The following is a 17487-nucleotide window of genomic DNA, read 5'->3' as shown; positions in this document are numbered from 1 at the left end:
AGGTCGAGGGGCACGGGTCGTGCGGGGCGGTGCCAGCCTATGCCGTGGTGCGGAGGCGGACGGACCGCCCGGCCTGCGGCGCGGTCGGCGGCGGGGTGCCTCGGGGGCGCTCAGTCGGCGCGGGCGGCCGGGTCCGTGGCCGTGCCCTGGTCCTTGACGGCTCCGGCGGCGGTGGCACCGGAGCCCGAGGAGGTGTGGGTGGGCGCCGCGGCGCCGTCGGCGGGGGCGTGCGAGTAGAGCTTGAGGACGGGGACGCCGACCTTGTGGCGGGCGCGGGTCGCCCAGTCGCGGTGGAAGAACTCCTCCACGTAGTGGGGTTCGGTCAGCACGATGACCTCGTCGGCGCCGGTCTCGGCCACCACGTCGGTGAGGGCGGTGAGGGGCTCGCCCTCGACGAGGCGGCCGGTGGCCTCGCCGCCGGCGGCGCGCAGGGCACGCAGGGAGTGGTCAAGGGCGCGGGCGGCGGGAGTGCCGTCGACCTCGCCCTCCGGCTCCTCGACCTCGCGGACGGCCTCGCCCAGCTCACCGAGGGCGACGTCGTCGATGGCGCGCAGCAGGCGGTCCTGGTCGCCTCGGGGCTGCATGAGGAGGACGAAGGAGACGGGCTCGTCCCCGTGGAGCGTGGTGACGAACTCCACGTCGGGTGCCGACAGCGGCTGCTCGATCATCAAAACGCTCGTGAACACGTCAGGCGCCCTTTCGGATCGCGGGCCCCGAAAGGCCCGTGCGGAAACCATCCTGCCCCGTGACCGCACGGGGACGCGGTGTCCCTGGTCTGTCACGGAGAGCTAAGCGGAATGAGTCCTTCCGCCGATGTCAGTCCGACGGTAGCGGGTGAAGAGGAACCCGGCCTCCTCCAGCACCGAGGCGGGCGCGAAACGTTTCGGCAGGGCGACCGGGGGCCCGCCGGCGATGCGCTGGGCGTCCCCGGCGGTGAGCATCGGGGAGAGGGTCAGGCACAGCTCGTCCAGTACCCCGGCGGCCACGAACTGGCCCAGCAGCCGGGGGCCGCCCTCGGTGAGAAGCCTGGTCAGGCCGTGTTCGGCGAGCGCGGCGACGGCGCGAGCGGGGTCGACGGCGGCGCCACTCCCGGCCGTCAGCACGTGGACGCCGGCGGCCTCGGCGGCGCGTACCCGCTCGGGCGGTGCGTCGGCGCCGGTGAGGACCAGGGTGGGCGTGCGGGGAGCCCGGAAGAGGGGCAGGTCGAAATCGAGTGCGAGGCTCGCGCTGACCACGGCGACGGCGGCGGCGGGGGTCTGTCCGGCGGCGGCGCGCCGGCGGGCGAACGCCTCGCGGGCCCGGGCTGGGCGGTACCCCTCCTGGCGTACCGTCTCGGCGCCGACGACCACGGCGTCGGCCAGGCCGCGCAGGGTGCCGAAGATCCGCATGTCGGCACTGCCGGAGATGGGCTGGGAGCGGCCCTCGTGCTGGGCCGCGCCGTCGAGGGTGCTGACCATGTTGGCGCGCAGCCAGGGGCCGTCGGTCTCGGGGTAGGCGTAGGCGTCGGCGAGTTCCGCCAAAGTCCACTCTCGGTCGGCCACATCGTCGGTCACGGGGAGCAGGCGTCGCATGACGTGCAGTTTCGCACGGCCGTGCGGGGGGCGGCGGGCGCCCGGGGAAGGGGGCGTTCCGTGTGCCCCTCTAAGCTGGTGAGCTGTGTCGTCCTCCTCCACTCCCCCGTCCTCGGCCTCCTCGTCCGCGCCGCGCGCCGACGAGTCCGCGCCCCTCTCCCTGTGCGCCCGTGAGCCCCAGGTGCCCGCCGAACGGCTGGTGGCCGAGATGGTGCCGCCGCCCCGCTTCGACCAGGTGCGCTTCGCGACGTACATCCCGGACCCGAACCAGCCGAGTCAGGCGGAGGCGGTCACCGTGCTGGAGCGGTTCGCGACCGGGCTCGGCGGGGCGAGCGCGACGGGGGCGGGCAAGCGCCGCTGGTTCGCGCGGCGGGCCGCCCCCGCGCCCGCCGGGCCGCGCGGGGTGTACCTGGACGGCGGCTACGGCGTCGGCAAGACCCACCTGCTCGCCTCGCTCTGGCACGCCACTCCGGCGGCACCGGAGCACAAGGCGTTCGGCACCTTCGTGGAGCTGACCAACCTGGTGGGCGCGCTGGGCTTCCAGGAGGCGGTACGGACGCTCAGCGGCCACCGGCTGCTGTGCATCGACGAGTTCGAGCTGGACGACCCGGGCGACACCGTGCTGGTCTCCTCGCTGCTGGCCAAGCTGGTCGAGGCCGGGGTGGCGCTGGCCGCCACCTCGAACACGCTGCCGGGCAAGCTCGGCGAGGGCCGGTTCGCGGCCGCCGACTTCCTGCGGGAGATCCAGGGGCTTTCGGCGCACTTCCGGCCGCTCAGGATCGACGGCGAGGACTACCGCCACCGCGGGCTGCCGGCCGCGCCCGAGCCGTACGGCGAGGAGCAGGTGACCCGGGCGGCGTACGCGACGCCGGGGGCGAGCCTGGACGGGTTCGGGCAGCTGCTCGACCACCTCTCGCGGGTCCACCCGAGCCGGTACGGAGCGCTCACCGACGAGCTGGGCGCCGTCTGCCTCACCGGCGTGCGCCCGGTGCCCGACCAGTCGACGGCGCTGCGTCTGGTGGTGCTGGCGGACCGGCTGTACGACCGCGAGGTGCCGGTGCTGGCCTCGGGCGTGCCGTTCGACCGGCTGTTCAGCGAGGAGATGCTGAACGGGGGGTACCGGAAGAAGTACTTCCGGGCGATATCCCGTCTCACGGCGCTGGCGCGGGACGCGCGGGGACTGGTGGAGCCCGGCGCGGCCTGAGCGAGGCCGGGCGCCTTCCGTCAGGGACCCGTCGCGGGGTGAGGTGGTCGAGCAGGGCCGAGGCGCCCCCGGGCCGGGCGCGCCGACACGGCCTCCTCGCAGGCGCGAACGGCCTCGTCGAGGCCCGGCTCGCGCGGGAGAGCCCGAGGCCGACGCCGTCGGGCGTCGCCGGGTCGGCGACGGGCCCGTACCGCCGGCTCATCTCCCCCCGGACATAACGGTGTTCGGGCTGAGCCTGCCCGTGCCGGACGGGGGTGCGGGCCGCGGGCCCTCGGCCGTACGGTCTGCCGGGGCGGCTCGTGCACGCCAGGCGGGCTGTAGCGGGGGGCCCAGGGCCACGCCTGGTTCCGGTGGGGCGGGGTGCGTGGTACACACGTGCGGGTCACATTCCTGTCCGCAGAGCCGCAGCAGGGAGTTGCCCATGTCCGCGACACGCCGCCAAGTCCTCGCCCGTACCGGTGCCGTCGCCGGTATCGCATTCACCGGCAGTCTGACCGAACTCTTCGCGGGCACGGCCGCCGCACGGGGGATGGGGAGGGCCGGGTACGGCCCGCTGGTGCCCGACCCGAAGGGCCTGCTCGACCTGCCGAAGGGTTTTCGCTACCGGGTGCTGTCCCGGGAGGGCGACCGGATGCTCTCCGGCGAGGGCCAGGTGCCGAGCAACCACGACGGGATGGCCGCCTTCGGGGGACGCCGGGGCCAGGTCCACCTCGTCCGCAACCACGAGAACCGGCCCAGCGCCTCGATCCGCGTACCGGCCGTACGAGGGCTGACGTACGACCCGGAGGGAATGGGCGGCTGTACGGCGCTCACTCTCGACCCGGCGCACCGGGTCGTGGGCGAGCGGGTCGCCATCGCCGGGACCTCGACCAACTGCGCGGGCGGACCGACCCCCTGGGGCACCTGGCTGACCTGCGAGGAGACCGAGGACAAGGCCGGGACCAACGGCTACACCAAGGACCACGGCTTCATCTTCGAGGTCGACCCGGACGACCCGCACCGGACCGGCGCGGTGCCGCTGACGGCGATGGGACGGTTCCAGCACGAGGCGGTCGCGATCGACCCGCGCCACGGGATCGTCTACGAGACCGAGGACGCCTTCGAGCGTCCGTTCGGGCTCTTCTACCGCTTCCTGCCCGAGAAGCCGCGGGGCGGCCTCGGCTCGCTGCGGGCCGGCGGAGCCCTCCAGGCGATGCGGGTGCCGGGGGTGCCGGACCTGTCGGCGATCCAGGAGACGGGCGCCTCGTTCGACCGGGTGGAGTGGGTGGACGTGCCCGATCCGCTGGCCGCGGAGACGCCGATCCGGTTCCAGGACTTCGGCCCCAAGGGCATCACCCACGCCCAGAAGCTGGAGGGCTGCTACTGGGGCGGACGCTCGGTCTACTTCGTCTCCAGCTTCGCGCGGAGCAGCGAGGGCTCGGCCGCCGACCACTACGGCCAGATCTGGCGTTACGACCCGGACCGGCGGCGCCTCACCCTGGTGATCGTCTTCGGCCCCGACACCGACGTGCAGCTCCCGGGCGAGGAGCCGGACAACATCTGCCTCGCCCCCAGCGGCGGGCTGATGGTCGCCGAGGACGGCGGGGGCGCCCAGCACGTCTACGGCGTGACGACGCGCGGCGAGGTCTACCCGATGGCCCGGGGCCGCCAGAACATCGGTACGCCCGAGGAGCCGGAGTGGGGCGAGTTCGCGGGCGTCTGCTTCTCGCCGGACCACGACACGATGTTCGTCAACTGCTACACCCCGGGGACGACCTTCGCGGTGACCGGGCCCTGGCACCGGTGACGGGGCCAGGGCCGGGGACGTGACCCCGGCCCTGCGGTCGGTCTTCTGCGCCCCGGGGCGCGCGCCTTCGCGGTGCGGGTGCCGGGGCGCCGTGGTGCGCGGGCAGGGCGAGACGGGTGAGAGGCCGCACCCAGGTCGGCGTTTTGCCTGATATTCACCTTTACCGCCTTTATGGTCGCGACGTGATCAGCAAGGTGCGCAAGGCGAAGGTCCGGACCGGCACGGCGCTGGGCGCCCTGATGGCGCTCGGTGCGACGGCCGGGTGCGGCCAGTCCTCCCCCGGCCCCCACGGCACCGCGCCGGGGCCCCGCGCCTCGCACTCCGCCTCTCCGGCCGCCCCGGCGGCGCCCCCCACACTGGCCCCCGGCCCGGGCGGCCTCACCCCGGTCTTCGCCAACGGGCCCCGGAACGCCGACAAGACCGTCGCCCTCACCTTCGACGCCGACATGACGGCCGACCAGGGCGAGCGCGCGGCGGGCGGCGAGCGCTTCGACCACCCGGAGCTGATCACCTCCCTGCGCCGGCTGAAGGTGCCCGCCACCGTCTTCATGACCGGGCGGTGGGCCGAGGAGTACCCGGACCAGGCGCGGGCCATCGGTGCCGACCCGCTCTTCGAGATCGCCAACCACTCGTACAGCCACCACGCCTTCACCGGCGACTGCTACGGCCTGCCGCGGGTCGCCGCGAGCGAGATGCGGGCCGACGTGGAGCGGGCGTACACCGCCTTCCGCGCGGCCGGTGTGCCCAAGGCGATGCCCTACTTCCGCTTCCCCGGCGGGTGTTACGACGACGCGGCGCTGCGGGCGGTCTCGGGGGCCGGGGTGACCGCCGTGCAGTGGGACGTGGTCAGCGGGGACGCCTTCGCCACCGACGCCGACGCGGTGGCGCAGCAGGTGCTGGACGGGGTACGGCCCGGCTCGGTCGTCGTCATGCACTGCACGCGCAGCGCGGCGCCCACCACCGAGCGCGCGCTGCGCCGGATCGTGCCCGCGCTGCGCGAACAGGGGTACCGCTTCGTGAAGGTGTCCGAGCTGATCGGGGCGGCTTCGCGGAAGGGGTGAGGGAGTTCCGCCGTTTGGCAGACTGGGGCCGTGACCAGCGAACCCCCCTTTGACAGCCCCTTCCGTGACGAGCCGGCCGCCCGCGACGAGGCGCCCCAGTCCGTCCTGCCGCTCGTCGTCCGGCTGGAGCGGGCCGAGCCGCCAGCCCTCACCGACGCGCTGGAGACGGCCGCCCGCGCCGTCCTGACGCTGCTCAGCGATCCCCGCTCCGAAGGGGAGGGCGAGTGGGCGCGGGCGGTGCGGGACTGGCAGGACGCGCGCATCCGCAAGGTGGTGCGGCGGGCCCGGGGCGCGGAGTGGCGCAAGGCCGCCGCGCTCCCGGGGATCACGGTCGGGGACGGGGGCGCCGAGGTGCGCGTCTACCCGCCGGTGCCGCTGGACGGCTGGCCCAAGGAGCTGGCCAAGCTCCAGGTGTCCGGGACCGAGCTGGCGGACCCCGAGGAGCCGGCGGAGCCCGCGCCCGGTGTGCCGGTGCTCTGGCTCAACCCGGACGTGCGCATGTCGGCGGGGAAGGCGATGGCGCAGGCGGGGCACGGCGCGCAGCTCGCCTGGTGGCGGCTGTCGGGGGCGGAGCGCGACGCCTGGCGCGGGCGGGGGTTCCCGCTTGCGGTGCGGACCGCCGCCGTGGGGCGCTGGAAGGAGCTGGCGGCGAGCGGGCTGCCGGTGGTGCGGGACGCCGGGTTCACGGAGATCGCGCCCGGGTCGTGCACGGTGGTGGCGGAGCATCCCGCACTGCTGAGGTGAGGGGCGGCTCCCGCCCCCCGGACGCGGCCCCTCGCCGTGCGTCAGGGCGGGCCGAGGAAGCGGACGGGGAACCGCTGGGACGTCAGCCGCTCCGGGTGGGTGGTCGGTCCGTTCACTGCGGGGCGTCCCGCCCGGCAGAGCCTCGGAGCGCAAGCACCGCCGAGGCCGGGATCGGGGGGCGGCGGACGCCCTTCATCCGGTGGCGAAGCTCAAATCCTGCTCTGAAGAGGGCCGGGTACGGTTCCGGGCCGGGCCGGCGCCGGGCAGGGTGGCCGCAGGACACGGGGGCGTCCTGGAGGGGGGAAGTCGCGTGGAACGGCTCGCGATGCGACGGCTGGGGACGGGGATCGGCTGGCGGCCCGCGATCGCGGACGCGGTCGAGGCGATGGCGGGGATCGAGTGGGTGGAGGTGGTGGCGGAGAACGTCTGCCCCGGTCACCTCCCCGACTCCCTGCGGCGGCTGCGGGAGCGCGGTGTGGCCGTGGTGCCGCACGGGGTCGGACTCGGGCTGGGGGGCGCGGAGCGGCCCGACCCGGTCCGGCTCGCGGCGCTGGCCGAGCGGGCCGAGGTACTGGGGTCGCCGCTGGTCACCGAACACATCGCGTTCGTCAGGGCGGGCGGGGAGCGGACGGCGTCGGACCGGTTGGAGGCGGGGCACCTGCTGCCGGTCCCCCGGACCCGGGAGGCGCTCGCGGTGCTCTGCGAGAACGTGCGGATCGCCCAGGACCAGTTGCCCGTACCGCTCGCCGTGGAGAACATCGCGGCGCTCTTCTCCTGGCCGGGCGAGGAGCTGACGGAGGGGCAGTTCCTCTACGAGCTGGCCGACCGGACCGGGGTGCGGCTGCTGATCGACGTGGCCAACCTGCACACCAACCACGTCAACCAGGGCGAGGACCCCGCAGCCGCCCTCGACGCGCTGCCGCTGGAGGCGCTGGCGTACGTCCATGTGGCGGGCGGGTTCGAGCGCGACGGGGTGTGGCACGACAGCCACGCCCATCCGGTGCCGGAGCCGGTCCTCGCGGTCCTGGCCGAGCTGGCGTCGCGGGTGCGGCCGCCGGGCGTGCTGCTGGAGCGGGACGAGCGGTTCCCTTCGGCGGCCGAGCTGGAGGCGGAGGTCGCGAAGATCGGCCGGACGGTGGCGGCGGCCGTCCGGGCCCCCGCCGGGGCGGGGGCCCGGCCCGGGGTCGTACCGGCGTCGGGGGCCGGGCGGGCGGCGCCGTCCCTCCCCCGGGCGGTGGACGAGGCCGCCCGGACTCGGCTGGCCCTCGGGCAGACGGCGCTGCTGTCGGCACTGGTCGCGGGGACCCCGGCGCCGGAGGGGTTCGACCGGGGGCGGCTCCGGGTGCAGAGCCGGATGCTGACAGCCAAGCGCGGCTCCGTCGTGGCCCTTCTCGCCCCGGAGCTGCCCCGCATCCTGGGCGACACGTACCGGCCGCGTTTCCTGCGCTACGCGGTGGGCCGCCCACTGACCGGCGGGCACCGCCGGGACGCGCTCGCCTTCGCGCTGCACACCCTGCGGCACGACCCGCCCGAGGGGCGCGTGGCCCGGCGGGAGCTGCGCGACTGGTGGATCGAGCGGTCGGGCCGCGCGTCACTGGTCGGCAGGCCGTGGGCCCGCTGGGCACGGGCGGCCCGCTTCGCGCTGCTGGGGCGCTGAGCGCGGCGCCACCGGCGGGGGCGTGTTGGGCCGAACCGAGCGGGTCGGCCCGACACGCCGCCCGGTGCTTGCCCCGGGCGGAACGCCGTGCGGATCATCCCTTCTGCCGTTCATCGGCCGGACGAAAGGGACGCGATGCGAGCGCCGCTCATCCTCACCGCCGCCGGGGCGCTGCTCCTCTCCCCGCTCACGGCCCTCCCCCACGCCCCCGCGGCCGGCGCCGCGGCCCCGCCCGGCGGCGCCGAGGAGCGCGGGGTGGCGCTCGCGGCCCAGCGGGCGGCGCGGACCCCGATCGCGTTCGGGCGGTGCCCGGACGAGGAGGGGCTGCCCCGGTCGCTGGAGTGCGGCACGGTACGGGTCCCGCTGGACTACGCGCGGCCGGACGGCGCGCAGATCGACCTGACCGTGAGCCGGGCCCAGGCATCCGGTCCGGCGGGCGAACGGCAGGGCGCGCTGGTCTTCAACCCCGGCGGGCCCGGCACCTCGGGGATGCTCTTCCCGCTGGTGGGGATCTTCCCCGAGTGGAAGCGGCTGGGCTCGGCCTACGACCTGGTCGGGTACGCGCCGCGCGGGGTCGGCCGGTCGGCGCCGCTCTCCTGCCGGGACCCGCGCGAGAACCCGGACGGGACGTGGCAGGCTCCCGAGCATCCGACCGCCGAGCAGAAGGCGGAGCGGATCGCCGAGGCCGAGGAGTACGCGCGGGGGTGCGCCGAGCGCGGCGGAAAGCGGCTGCGGCACGTCCACTCGCTGAACAACGCGCGGGACCTGGACGTGCTGCGGGCCGGCCTGGGTGAGCGGAAGCTGACGTTCATGGGGGCGTCGTACGGCTCGTACTTCGGCGCGCTGTACGCGAAGCTCTTCCCCTCGCACGTGCGGCGGATGGTCTTCGACTCGCCGGTCGACCCCTCGCCCTCACGCGTCTGGTATCGGAACAACCTGGCGCAGTCGGCGGCGTTCGAGGAGCGGTGGGCGGACTTCAGGCGCTGGATCGCCTCGCACGACGCGGCGTACGGGATGGGCACCGACGAGGCCCTGGTGCTGGCGGGGTACCGGCGGGCACGCGAGAAGCTGGCGGCGGAGCCGGCCGGGGGCGAGGTCGGCCCGGCGCAGCTCCAGGCGGTGATGTTGCGGGCCGGGTACTACGAGGACTACTGGCCCTCGCACGCCGGGGCGCTCGCGGCGTATCTGAAGGGTGATCCGCAGCCGCTGGTCAACCTGGCGACGCCGCTGGAGGAGGGCCGGGTGGGGGCGGAGAACGCGCGGGCCGTCTACACGGCGGTGGAGTGCAACGACGCGCCGTGGCCCACCCGTTGGGAGACCTGGGACCGCGACCACACCGCGCTGGCCCGCCGGGCGCCGTTCGAGACGTGGGAGAACGCCTGGCTGAACCTGCCGTGCGCGTACTGGAAGCAGCCCCGGCAGACGCCGACGGACGTGCGGGTGGGGCCGGGTGAGCTGCCGCCGGTGCTGATCCTCGCGGGGGAACGGGACGCGGCGACCCCGTACGCGGGGGCGCTGGCGCTGCGGCGGCGGCTGCCGGACGCCTCGCTGGTGACCGAACGGGGCGCGGGCACGCACGGGCTGGCGGGCGGGCCGAACGCCTGTGTCAACCGGCACCTGGAGGCTTACCTGATCGAGGGGAAGGTCCCCGGGCGGGACACCGACTGCGCCGCCCGGCCCGCCCCGGAGCCGGAGTCGCAGGAGGCGGGCCCGAGCGGCGACCGCGGTGGTCGGCCGCCGCTCCCCCGGGTCGCCGGGTGGGCCCCGGCGGCCCGGTGAGGCGCGCCACGGTTCAGGCGAGCTGGGCGACCAGGTCGGCGACGGACTTGCGGCGCCCGGTGTAGAAGGGCACCTCCTCGCGGACGTGGCGGCGGGCCTCGGAGCCGCGCAGGTGGCGCATCAGGTCCACGATGCGGTACAGGTCGTCGGCCTCGAAGGCGAGCATCCACTCGTAGTCGCCGAGGGAGAACGAGGCGACCGTGTTGGCGCGGACGTCCGGGTAGCCGCGGGCCATCTTGCCGTGGTCGGCGAGCATCGCCCGGCGCTCCTCGTCGGGGAGGAGGTACCACTCGTAGGAGCGCACGAACGGGTAGACGCTGATGTAGTCGCGGGGGGTCTCGTCGGCGAGGAACGCCGGGATGTGCGACTTGTTGAACTCGGCGGGGCGGTGGAGCGCCATGTTCGACCAGACCGGCTCCAGCGCGCGCCCGAGGCGGGTGCGGCGGAAGAGGTTGTACGCCTCCTGGAGGGCGTCGGCGGTCTCGGCGTGCCACCAGATCATCACGTCGGCGTCGGCGCGCAGACCGGAGACGTCGTAGGTGCCGCGGACGGTGACGTCCTTGGCGGCGAGCTCGTCGAACAGGCCCTGGACCTCGTCGGCGTAGCCGGACCGGTCCTCGGGGAGCACGTCGCGGAGCTTGAAGACGGACCACAGGGTGTAGCGGATGACCTCGTTGAGGTCCTTGGCCTTCTTGCCCGCGTTGGGGATCTTCTCGGAAGCAGCACTCATGGGGTCATTCTCCCGCGTGCCCGAACGAGCCCGACTCCGGGGCACCTTCCGGGCGGGGCGCGAGGATCCGGCGGGCCGCTTCGGTGGCGGAGGCGACGCAGGCCGGGATGCCGACACCGTCGTAGGCGGCGCCGCACAGGGCGAGGCCGGGGACTGCGGCGACCTGGTCGCGGACGCGGGCGACGCGGGCGAGGTGGCCGACCGGGTACTGCGGCAGGCCCTGGTCCCAGCGGGTGACGTGGGCGTCGACCGGTTCGGCGGCGACGCCGGTGGCGGCGTCGAGGTCGCGGCGGGCCAGGTCGAGGAGTTCGGCGTCGTCGCGGCCGAGGATCTCCCCCTCGCGGTGGCGGCCGACCGAGGTGCGGACGATGTGGAGCCCCGGCGCCTGCTCGGCGATCCACCGCCATTTGCGGCCCGCGAAGGTGGCGGCCTTGACGGTGCGTCCGTCGACCGGCGGGACCAGGAAGCCGCTGCCCTGCGGCAGGTCGGCCTCCTCGCTGCGGAAGGCGAAGGTCATCAGGGCCATCGAGGCGTACTCGATCTCGGCGAGGTCCGCCGAGGCGGCGGGCAGTTCGGCGGCGAGCAGCCGGGCGGCCTGGGGGGCGGGCACGGCGAGGAGCACGGCGTCGGCGTCCAGCGCCTCGGGCGCGGCGGGGGTGCCGGTGGTCAGGCGCCAGCCGCCGGGGGTGCGGGCGAGGCCGGTGACGGGCGTACCGGTGCGGATGCGTCCGCCCCGGGCGCGGACCGTGTCGGCCACGGCGAGCGGGAGGCGGCCGACGCCGCCGTCGATCCCCATGAAGACCGGGTCGGTGCGCGGGTCGGCGGCGGTGCGGGCCTGGATCGCGCGGACGCCCTCGGTCAGGGAGGTGTGCTCGCGGGCGGCGGCGAAGAGCTGGGGGACGGCGGCGCGCAGCGAGATGCGGTAGGCGTTGCCGGCGTAGACGCCGCCGAGGAGGGGCTCGACGAGGCGGTCGACGACCTCGCGGCCGACGCGGGCGGCGACGTACTCGCCGACGGCGATGTCCTCGCCGACCTCGGTGCGGGGCAGGGTGCGGTCCTCGGCGATACGGGCGACACCCTCCTCGGAGAGGACCCCGGCGAGGCTGGCCGGGTCGGCGGGGACGCCCATGACGTGGCCCTTGGGCATGGGGCGCAGGGCGTCGCGGGTCCACAGGGAGGCGCTGGCGGTGGCGGGGGGCTGGAGGGCGTCCGCGAGTCCGGCCTCACGGGCGAGGCCCACCGCCTCGGGGCGGCGGGCCAGCATCGACTCGGCGCCCCGGTCGACGCGGACGCCGGCGATCTCGCCGGTGCGGAGCTTGCCACCGAGCCGGTCGGAGCCTTCCAGGAGGGTGACGTCGGCTCCGGCGTCGAGCAGACGCAGCGCGGCCGTGAGGCCCGCGATGCCGCCTCCGACGACCACCACGCGGGGGCTCGCGCCGCCCGCTCCCGTCGGGTTTCCGTCTGTTTCCGCGCGCATGGGGCCACTCTCTCAAACCGGGTGGGGCCCCAGGCCGCCGGGTCGGCGCGGTGGTGTTACCCGTTCGCGACCCGGGAGGCGAAACCCACCAGTGCACGGCGGCGTCGTAGCGGCACAGGCGCCTGCGAAGGGCGGCGCGGGAACGACGAGGGGGCGGCGGATGAGCCGGATGCGGGGAGCGAGTGGCCACCGGGTGGCCGGGCGGCGGGCAGCGGTGCTGCTGGCCGGGGCGGTCCTGGGTCTCGCGGGGTGCTCGGCCGGGTCGGACTCGGCGTCGTCCTCGCCGGATCGGGCAGCCGCGCCCACGGCGGCGGACGGGGCGGGCGGCGGCCAGGCCGAGGAGCAGCGGGACGGCGCGAGGCGGGGCCCGGGGGACGAGGCGACGGGCGGGGCGCCCTCACTGAAGGGCGTCCACCTGATCCGGACGGCCGAACTCCACCTGCGGGTGAAGGACGTGCCCTCCGCCCTGGCCTCGGCCCGGTCGGTGGTCGAGGGCGCGGGCGGCTACGTCGGCGACGAGTCGACCCGGCGCGACTCCCAGGACCATGAGCGGTCCACGGTGGTGGTGCGGGTGCCGCAGGAGAGGTACGACGCGGTGCTGGACTCGCTCGGCGAGGGCGGCGAGGTGGTCTCCCGGCGGACCAGCGCCCAGGACGTCACCGAGGAGGTGGTGGACGTCGAGAGCCGCCTGAAGTCGCAGCGGGCCAGCGTGGCGCGGGTCCGGGAGCTGATGGAGCGGGCGGAGAAGCTGAGCGACGTCGTGTCGCTGGAGGGCGAGCTGAGCAGCCGCCAGACGGAGCTGGAGGCGCTGCTGGCCCGGCAGTCCTCGCTGAAGGACCGCACCTCGATGGCGACGGTCACCCTCCAGCTGACCTCGCACGCGGCGCAGACGGAGTCGGACGAGGACGACGGCCCGACCTTCACCGACGCGCTCTCGGGCGGCTGGTCGGCGTTGGTGGCGACGCTGCGCTGGCTGACCGTGGTGGCCGGGGCGGCGCTGCCCTTCGTCCTGGTGCTCGGCCTGGTCCTGCTCGCCTGGCGGCTGACGCGCCGCCTGCGGCGTACGGCCGCCACGCCGGTGGCGCGGGGAGCCGACGGGGGCGCGGACGGCGGGCCGGAGGGCTCCGGCACGGAAGCGGCCGTAGCGGCGGCGCGGCCCGAGCGGGACTGAGCCGGCGTGCCGTCCCGGCCGGTGGCCACCGGCCGGGACGGCGTCCGCCCGCGTAGCGTGGCGGCATGAGAGAGCGACTGGTGGTCATCGGTGGGGACGCGGCCGGGATGTCCGCCGCGTCACAGGCGCGCAGGCTCAAGGACCCGAAGGCGCTGGAGATCGTCGCCTTCGAACGCGGGCACCACGCCTCGTACTCGGCGTGCGGCATCCCGTACTGGGTGGGCGGCGAGGTGGACGGTCCCGCCCAGCTGGTGGCACGGACGCCGGAGGAGCACCGGGCGCGCCAGATCGATCTGCGGATGCGGACCGAGGTCACCGGGATCGACGTGGCCGGCGGCCGGGTCAGGTCACGGCGGCTGCCGGACGGGCAGGAGGTGTGGACCGGCTTCGACCAGCTGGTCATCGCCACCGGCGCCCGCCCGGTCCGCCCGCCGCTGCCGGGCATCGACGCGCCCGGCGTGCACGGCGTGCAGACCCTCGACGACGGGCAGGCCCTGCTGGACACCCTCCGGGAGGCGAAGGGGCGGCGCGCGGTGGTGGTCGGCGCCGGGTACATCGGCGTGGAGATGGCGGAGGCGCTGCTGCGGCGCGACTACGAGGTGACGCTGCTCAACCGGGCCCCGCAGCCGATGGCGACGCTCGACCCCGACATGGGCGAGCTGGTGCGCGAGGCGGTCACCGGGCTCGGCATCGAGCTGGTCGACGAGGCCGAGGTGACCGGGGTCCGCACCGACGAGGCGGGTCGCGCCTGCGCCGTGGTCACCTCGGACGCCGAGTACCCGGCGGACGTGGTGGTGCTGGGCATCGGCGTGCGCCCGGAGACGGAGCTGGCCGAGGCGGCGGGACTGCCGCTGGGCGACTTCGGGGGCCTTCTCACCGACCAGGGGATGCGGGTACGCGGCCACACCGGCATCTGGGCGGGCGGCGACTGCGTGGAGGTGCTGGACCTGGTGGCCGGCCGCCAGCGGCACCTCCCGCTCGGCACCCACGCCAACAAGCAGGGCCAGGTCATCGGCACCAACGTGGGCGGGGGCTACGCGACCTTCCCCGGTGTCGTCGGCACGGCCGTCAGCAAGGTCTGCGACCTGGAGATCGCCCGGACCGGGCTGCTGGAGGCGGAGGCGCGCGAGGCCGGCTTCCAGTTCGTCACGGCGACCGTGGAGTCGACCAGCCGGGCCGGGTACTTCCCCGGGGCCGCGCCGATGACGGTGAAGATGCTGGCCGAGCGGCGCACCGGGCGGCTGCTGGGCACCCAGATCGTGGGCCGCGAGGGCGCCGGCAAGCGGGTGGACGTGGCGGCGGTGGCGCTGACGGCCCGGATGACGGTCGAGCAGATGACGGCGCTCGACCTGGGTTACGCCCCGCCGTTCTCCCCCGTGTGGGACCCGGTCCTGGTCGCGGCCCGCAAGGCGACGCAGGCGGTACGGGCGGACGGCGCGGGCTGAACTCCCGGTCCCGGCCGGCCCCGTGGCGGGCCGGACGGCACCGGTCGGAGGTCAGCGCGCTGTGCGGGTGTGGACGTCCTCGACCAGGCGGGTCAGGGCGTCGGGGTCGGTGTCGGGCAAGACGCCGTGGCCGAGGTTGAAGATGTGGCCCTCCAGCCCTTCGGCGGCCTGGAGCACCTCGCCGGTCTTGGCGCGGACGGCCTCGGTGGGCGCGAAGAGCACGGCCGGGTCGAGGTTGCCCTGGACGGCCTTGCCCGGACCGATGCGGCGGGACGCCTCGTCCAGCGAGATCCGCCAGTCGGCGCCGACCACGTCGGCCCCGGCCTCGCCCATCAGGCCGAGGAGCTCACCGGTGCCGACGCCGAAGTGGATGCGCGGCACGCCGTACCCGGCGACGGCGTCGAAGACCTTGCGGGAGGCGGGCATGACCGAGCGGCGGTAGTCGGCCGGGGCCAGCGCGCCGACCCAGGAGTCGAAGAGCTGGACGGCGGAGGCGCCGGCCTCTATCTGCACCTTGAGGAACTCCGTGGTGATGTCGGCGAGGCGGTCGAGGAGGTCGGCCCAGAGCTCCGGGTCGCCGTACATGAGCGCCTTGGTGTGCTCGTGGTTGCGGCTGGGGCCGCCCTCGACCAGGTAGCTCGCGAGGGTGAACGGCGCGCCGGCGAAGCCGATGAGAGGGGTGGCGCCCAGCTCGGCGGTGAGCAGCCCCATGGCCTCGGTGACGTACCAGACGTCCTCGGGCGTCAGGTCGCGCAGCCGGGCCAGGTCGGCGCGGGTGCGGATGGGCTGCTCGACGACGGGGCCGATGCCCGGCTTGATGTCGAGGTCGATGCCGATGGCCTTGAGCGGGACCACGATGTCGCTGAAGTAGATGGCGGCGTCGACGCGGTGGCGGCGGACCGGCTGCATCGTGATCTCGGCGACCAGCTCGGGACGCATGCACGAGTCGAGCATCGCGATGCCCTCGCGGACCTTTCGGTACTCGGGCAGTGAGCGTCCCGCCTGGCGCATGAACCACACCGGGGTGTGCGGCACCGGCTCACGCCGGCACGCCTTGAGGAAGGCGGAGTCGTGGGTTGCGGTCGGCTGGCCCGTCGGGCGGTCGTTGGCGCTCACCCCTGAAGTCTCGCACGAGCGGGCGGCGACCTCGCCGGGAGGCTCCGGACGCCGCGGCGCGCGAGCGCACCCGGCCGGGTGTCCTCCCTGCGCACGGGCTCCGTTCCCCTTAACCTTCCCGGCATGGCTGCGGCTCAGGGACACCTATCGGACGGCACGGACGGCACGGACGGCACGGGGGGCGCGCGAGGGCCCGGGGCCGGCGCGGACGAGGCGCCACCGGGCTTCCGCGCGGCGGTACGCGCGCTGGAGGAGGCCCGGCTCCGCCCGGAGATCGAGGTGGAGGCGACGCCCCCGCCCCGGCGGCTGGCGCCGTTCGCGTACGCGCTGGAGGCCGCGGTGGTCCAGGACGGCGAGGACCTCTCCGACGGGCGCCTGGTGCTGCTCCACGACCCGGCCGGGCACGACGCCTGGAAGGGCACATTCCGCCTGGTGACGCTGGTGCGGGCGGAGCTGGAGCCGGAGATGGCGGCCGACCCGCTGCTGCCGGAGGTCTGCTGGTCCTGGCTGACCGGCGCCTTCCAGGCCCGGGGCCTGGTCCACGGGGAGCCGAGCGGCACGGTGACCCGCGCCTCCTCGCACCACTTCGGCGGCCTCTCCGCCCGTCGCCCCGCCTCCCAGATCGAGATCCGCGCCTCCTGGACGCCCCAGGAGGGCCCCGCCGGCGCGCCCGACACCGCCGGTCACCTGGCGGCCTGGTCCGACCTGCTGGCCCGCATCGGGGGGCTGCCGCCGGTGGCGGCGACGGACGCGTCGGTGGTCTCCCTGCCCCAGCGGCGGGGCCCGCGGCCTCAGGGGTGAGAGGGCCGGGCGGAGCCGACGTGACTCGTACGCGTGGCCGAGGACCCGGGCTCGTCCGCCGGAAGGGCGCACGGGCGTTCGCCTGCGGGCACCCGCGGGTCACCAGATCGTGATCATTCCCTAAAGGACGTGTCCAATGCTGCCGAAGACCTCATTGACCTAGTCAGCACGGATCGCCCCGGCTTCTTCCCCGAGCCGGCCCCGTCCCGCCATCCCCTTCAGGAGGCCTGGTGTCCGTTCTTCTCGAGCAGCCCGCAAGCCTGGTCGCCTACCGCCCGAACAAGCCGACGGCCATGGTCGTCGTCGCCGACCAGCGTGTCCGTTCCACGGTCACCCGCCACCTGTGGGCGCTCGGCGTTCGCGATGTCATCGAGGCATCGTCCATTGCGGAGGCCCGCCCCCGCGTCGGCAACCCGCGCGACATCTGCGTCGCCGACGTCCACCTTCCCGACGGTTCGGGACTGACCCTGCTCTCCGAGACCCGCGCGGCGGGCTGGCCCAACGGCCTCGCCCTCTCCGCCGCCGACGACATCGGCGCGGTGCGCAACGCCCTCGCCGGCGGCGTCAAGGGGTACGTCGTCACCGGTACGCGTACCAACATCGGGCTCCCCACCCGCCCCGGCGCCGCCCCGATCGGCTCCGCCGCCGCCCGTATGCACCGCCGCCCCCCGGGTGCCCCGAGCCACCCGGGCGGCTACCGCGAACTGTCCGGCCGCGAGGTCGAAGTGCTGCGGCTGGTGGCGGAGGGCCAGTCCAACAAGGCCATCGGCGTCTCGATGGGCCTGTCCGCGCTCACCGTCAAGAGCCACCTCGCCCGGATCGCCCGCAAGCTGGGCACCGGGGACCGCGCCGGGATGGTCGCGGTGGCCCTGCGTACCGGCATCATCCACTGATCCGCCTCGTACGCACGCGTCCGCCGGGGGGAACGTTCCGTCGGCGGACGCG

Annotated in this window: 15 protein-coding genes; 10 read left to right on the top strand and 5 right to left on the bottom strand. The window is 75.4% G+C overall.

All coding sequences use genetic code 11. The features are described 5' to 3' along the window. Nucleotides 1-110 precede the first annotated feature (110 nt). On the bottom strand, nucleotides 111-668 hold the full coding sequence (locus ACSLIC_RS22350) for an indole-3-glycerol phosphate synthase (protein ID WP_436739488.1): 558 nt from the start codon (nucleotides 666-668) through the stop codon (nucleotides 111-113). A 120-nt stretch (nucleotides 669-788) separates the two neighbouring features. Next, nucleotides 789-1571 carry a pyrimidine reductase family protein gene (locus ACSLIC_RS22345; protein ID WP_436739487.1) on the bottom strand — a complete coding sequence of 261 codons (783 nt, stop codon included), beginning with the start codon at nucleotides 1569-1571 and terminating at the stop codon, nucleotides 789-791. An 85-nt stretch (nucleotides 1572-1656) separates the two neighbouring features. Here ACSLIC_RS22345 and zapE point away from each other — a divergent pair, with 85 nt between their 5' ends. The 6 genes from zapE (at nucleotide 1657) to ACSLIC_RS22315 (ending at nucleotide 9802) form a co-directional block, all read left to right on the top strand. Beyond that, nucleotides 1657-2775: a cell division protein ZapE gene (zapE, locus tag ACSLIC_RS22340; protein ID WP_436739486.1), complete on the top strand. Its 1119-nt coding sequence runs from the start codon at nucleotides 1657-1659 to the stop codon at nucleotides 2773-2775. A gap of 421 nt (nucleotides 2776-3196) precedes the next feature. Next, nucleotides 3197-4561: a PhoX family protein gene (locus tag ACSLIC_RS22335; RefSeq protein ID WP_436739485.1), complete on the top strand. Its 1365-nt coding sequence runs from the start codon at nucleotides 3197-3199 to the stop codon at nucleotides 4559-4561. Between the two features lie 182 nt (nucleotides 4562-4743). Further along, entirely contained in the window at nucleotides 4744-5622 is an 879-nt protein-coding gene (locus ACSLIC_RS22330) for a polysaccharide deacetylase family protein (RefSeq protein WP_436739484.1), read from the top strand. 30 nt (nucleotides 5623-5652) lie between these two features. Further along, entirely contained in the window at nucleotides 5653-6366 is a 714-nt protein-coding gene (locus ACSLIC_RS22325) for a peptidyl-tRNA hydrolase (protein ID WP_436739483.1), read from the top strand. Nucleotides 6367-6691: 325 nt separating this feature from the next. Next, nucleotides 6692-8023, top strand: a complete 1332-nt coding sequence (locus tag ACSLIC_RS22320) for a multinuclear nonheme iron-dependent oxidase (RefSeq protein ID WP_436740447.1) — start codon at nucleotides 6692-6694, stop codon at nucleotides 8021-8023. 135 nt (nucleotides 8024-8158) lie between these two features. Continuing rightward, the gene (locus ACSLIC_RS22315; RefSeq protein ID WP_436739482.1) at nucleotides 8159-9802 is read left to right on the top strand and encodes an alpha/beta hydrolase; all 1644 of its coding nucleotides are present in this window, start codon (nucleotides 8159-8161) and stop codon (nucleotides 9800-9802) included. Nucleotides 9803-9815: 13 nt separating this feature from the next. Here the strand turns inward: ACSLIC_RS22315 and hemQ are convergent, their stop codons facing one another. Together hemQ and hemG are read right to left on the bottom strand one after the other, a co-directional pair. After that, the gene (gene hemQ / locus ACSLIC_RS22310) at nucleotides 9816-10532 is read right to left on the bottom strand and encodes a hydrogen peroxide-dependent heme synthase (protein ID WP_436739481.1); all 717 of its coding nucleotides are present in this window, start codon (nucleotides 10530-10532) and stop codon (nucleotides 9816-9818) included. A gap of 4 nt (nucleotides 10533-10536) precedes the next feature. Beyond that, the gene (hemG, locus tag ACSLIC_RS22305) at nucleotides 10537-12009 is read right to left on the bottom strand and encodes a protoporphyrinogen oxidase (protein WP_436739480.1); all 1473 of its coding nucleotides are present in this window, start codon (nucleotides 12007-12009) and stop codon (nucleotides 10537-10539) included. 160 nt (nucleotides 12010-12169) lie between these two features. Here hemG and ACSLIC_RS22300 point away from each other — a divergent pair, with 160 nt between their 5' ends. Then, nucleotides 12170-13180, top strand: coding sequence for a DUF4349 domain-containing protein (locus tag ACSLIC_RS22300; protein ID WP_436739479.1), 1011 nt, complete (start codon nucleotides 12170-12172; stop codon nucleotides 13178-13180). A gap of 65 nt (nucleotides 13181-13245) precedes the next feature. Further along, nucleotides 13246-14625: an FAD-dependent oxidoreductase gene (locus tag ACSLIC_RS22295; RefSeq protein WP_436739478.1), complete on the top strand. Its 1380-nt coding sequence runs from the start codon at nucleotides 13246-13248 to the stop codon at nucleotides 14623-14625. A gap of 51 nt (nucleotides 14626-14676) precedes the next feature. Here ACSLIC_RS22295 and hemE read toward each other — a convergent pair whose 3' ends face one another. Beyond that, nucleotides 14677-15741 (bottom strand): uroporphyrinogen decarboxylase, encoded by a 1065-nt coding sequence (hemE, locus tag ACSLIC_RS22290; protein ID WP_436739477.1) that lies wholly within the window; start codon nucleotides 15739-15741, stop codon nucleotides 14677-14679. 123 nt (nucleotides 15742-15864) lie between these two features. On the opposite strand from hemE, the gene ACSLIC_RS22285 reads away from it, so the two are divergent. Then, complete coding sequence (locus ACSLIC_RS22285; protein ID WP_436739476.1) at nucleotides 15865-16542, top strand: DUF3000 domain-containing protein; 678 nt, start codon at nucleotides 15865-15867, stop codon at nucleotides 16540-16542. A gap of 230 nt (nucleotides 16543-16772) precedes the next feature. After that, the gene (locus ACSLIC_RS22280) at nucleotides 16773-17435 is read left to right on the top strand and encodes a response regulator transcription factor (protein WP_003951582.1); all 663 of its coding nucleotides are present in this window, start codon (nucleotides 16773-16775) and stop codon (nucleotides 17433-17435) included. Nucleotides 17436-17487: the final 52 nt, after the last annotated feature.

The sequence above is a fragment of the Streptomyces sp. BBFR102 genome (assembly GCF_051397025.1).
Lineage (GTDB): Bacteria > Actinomycetota > Actinomycetes > Streptomycetales > Streptomycetaceae > Streptomyces.
The sequence above is the reverse complement of the archived record's forward strand: the minus strand, read 5'-3'. Positions and strand labels throughout refer to the sequence as shown.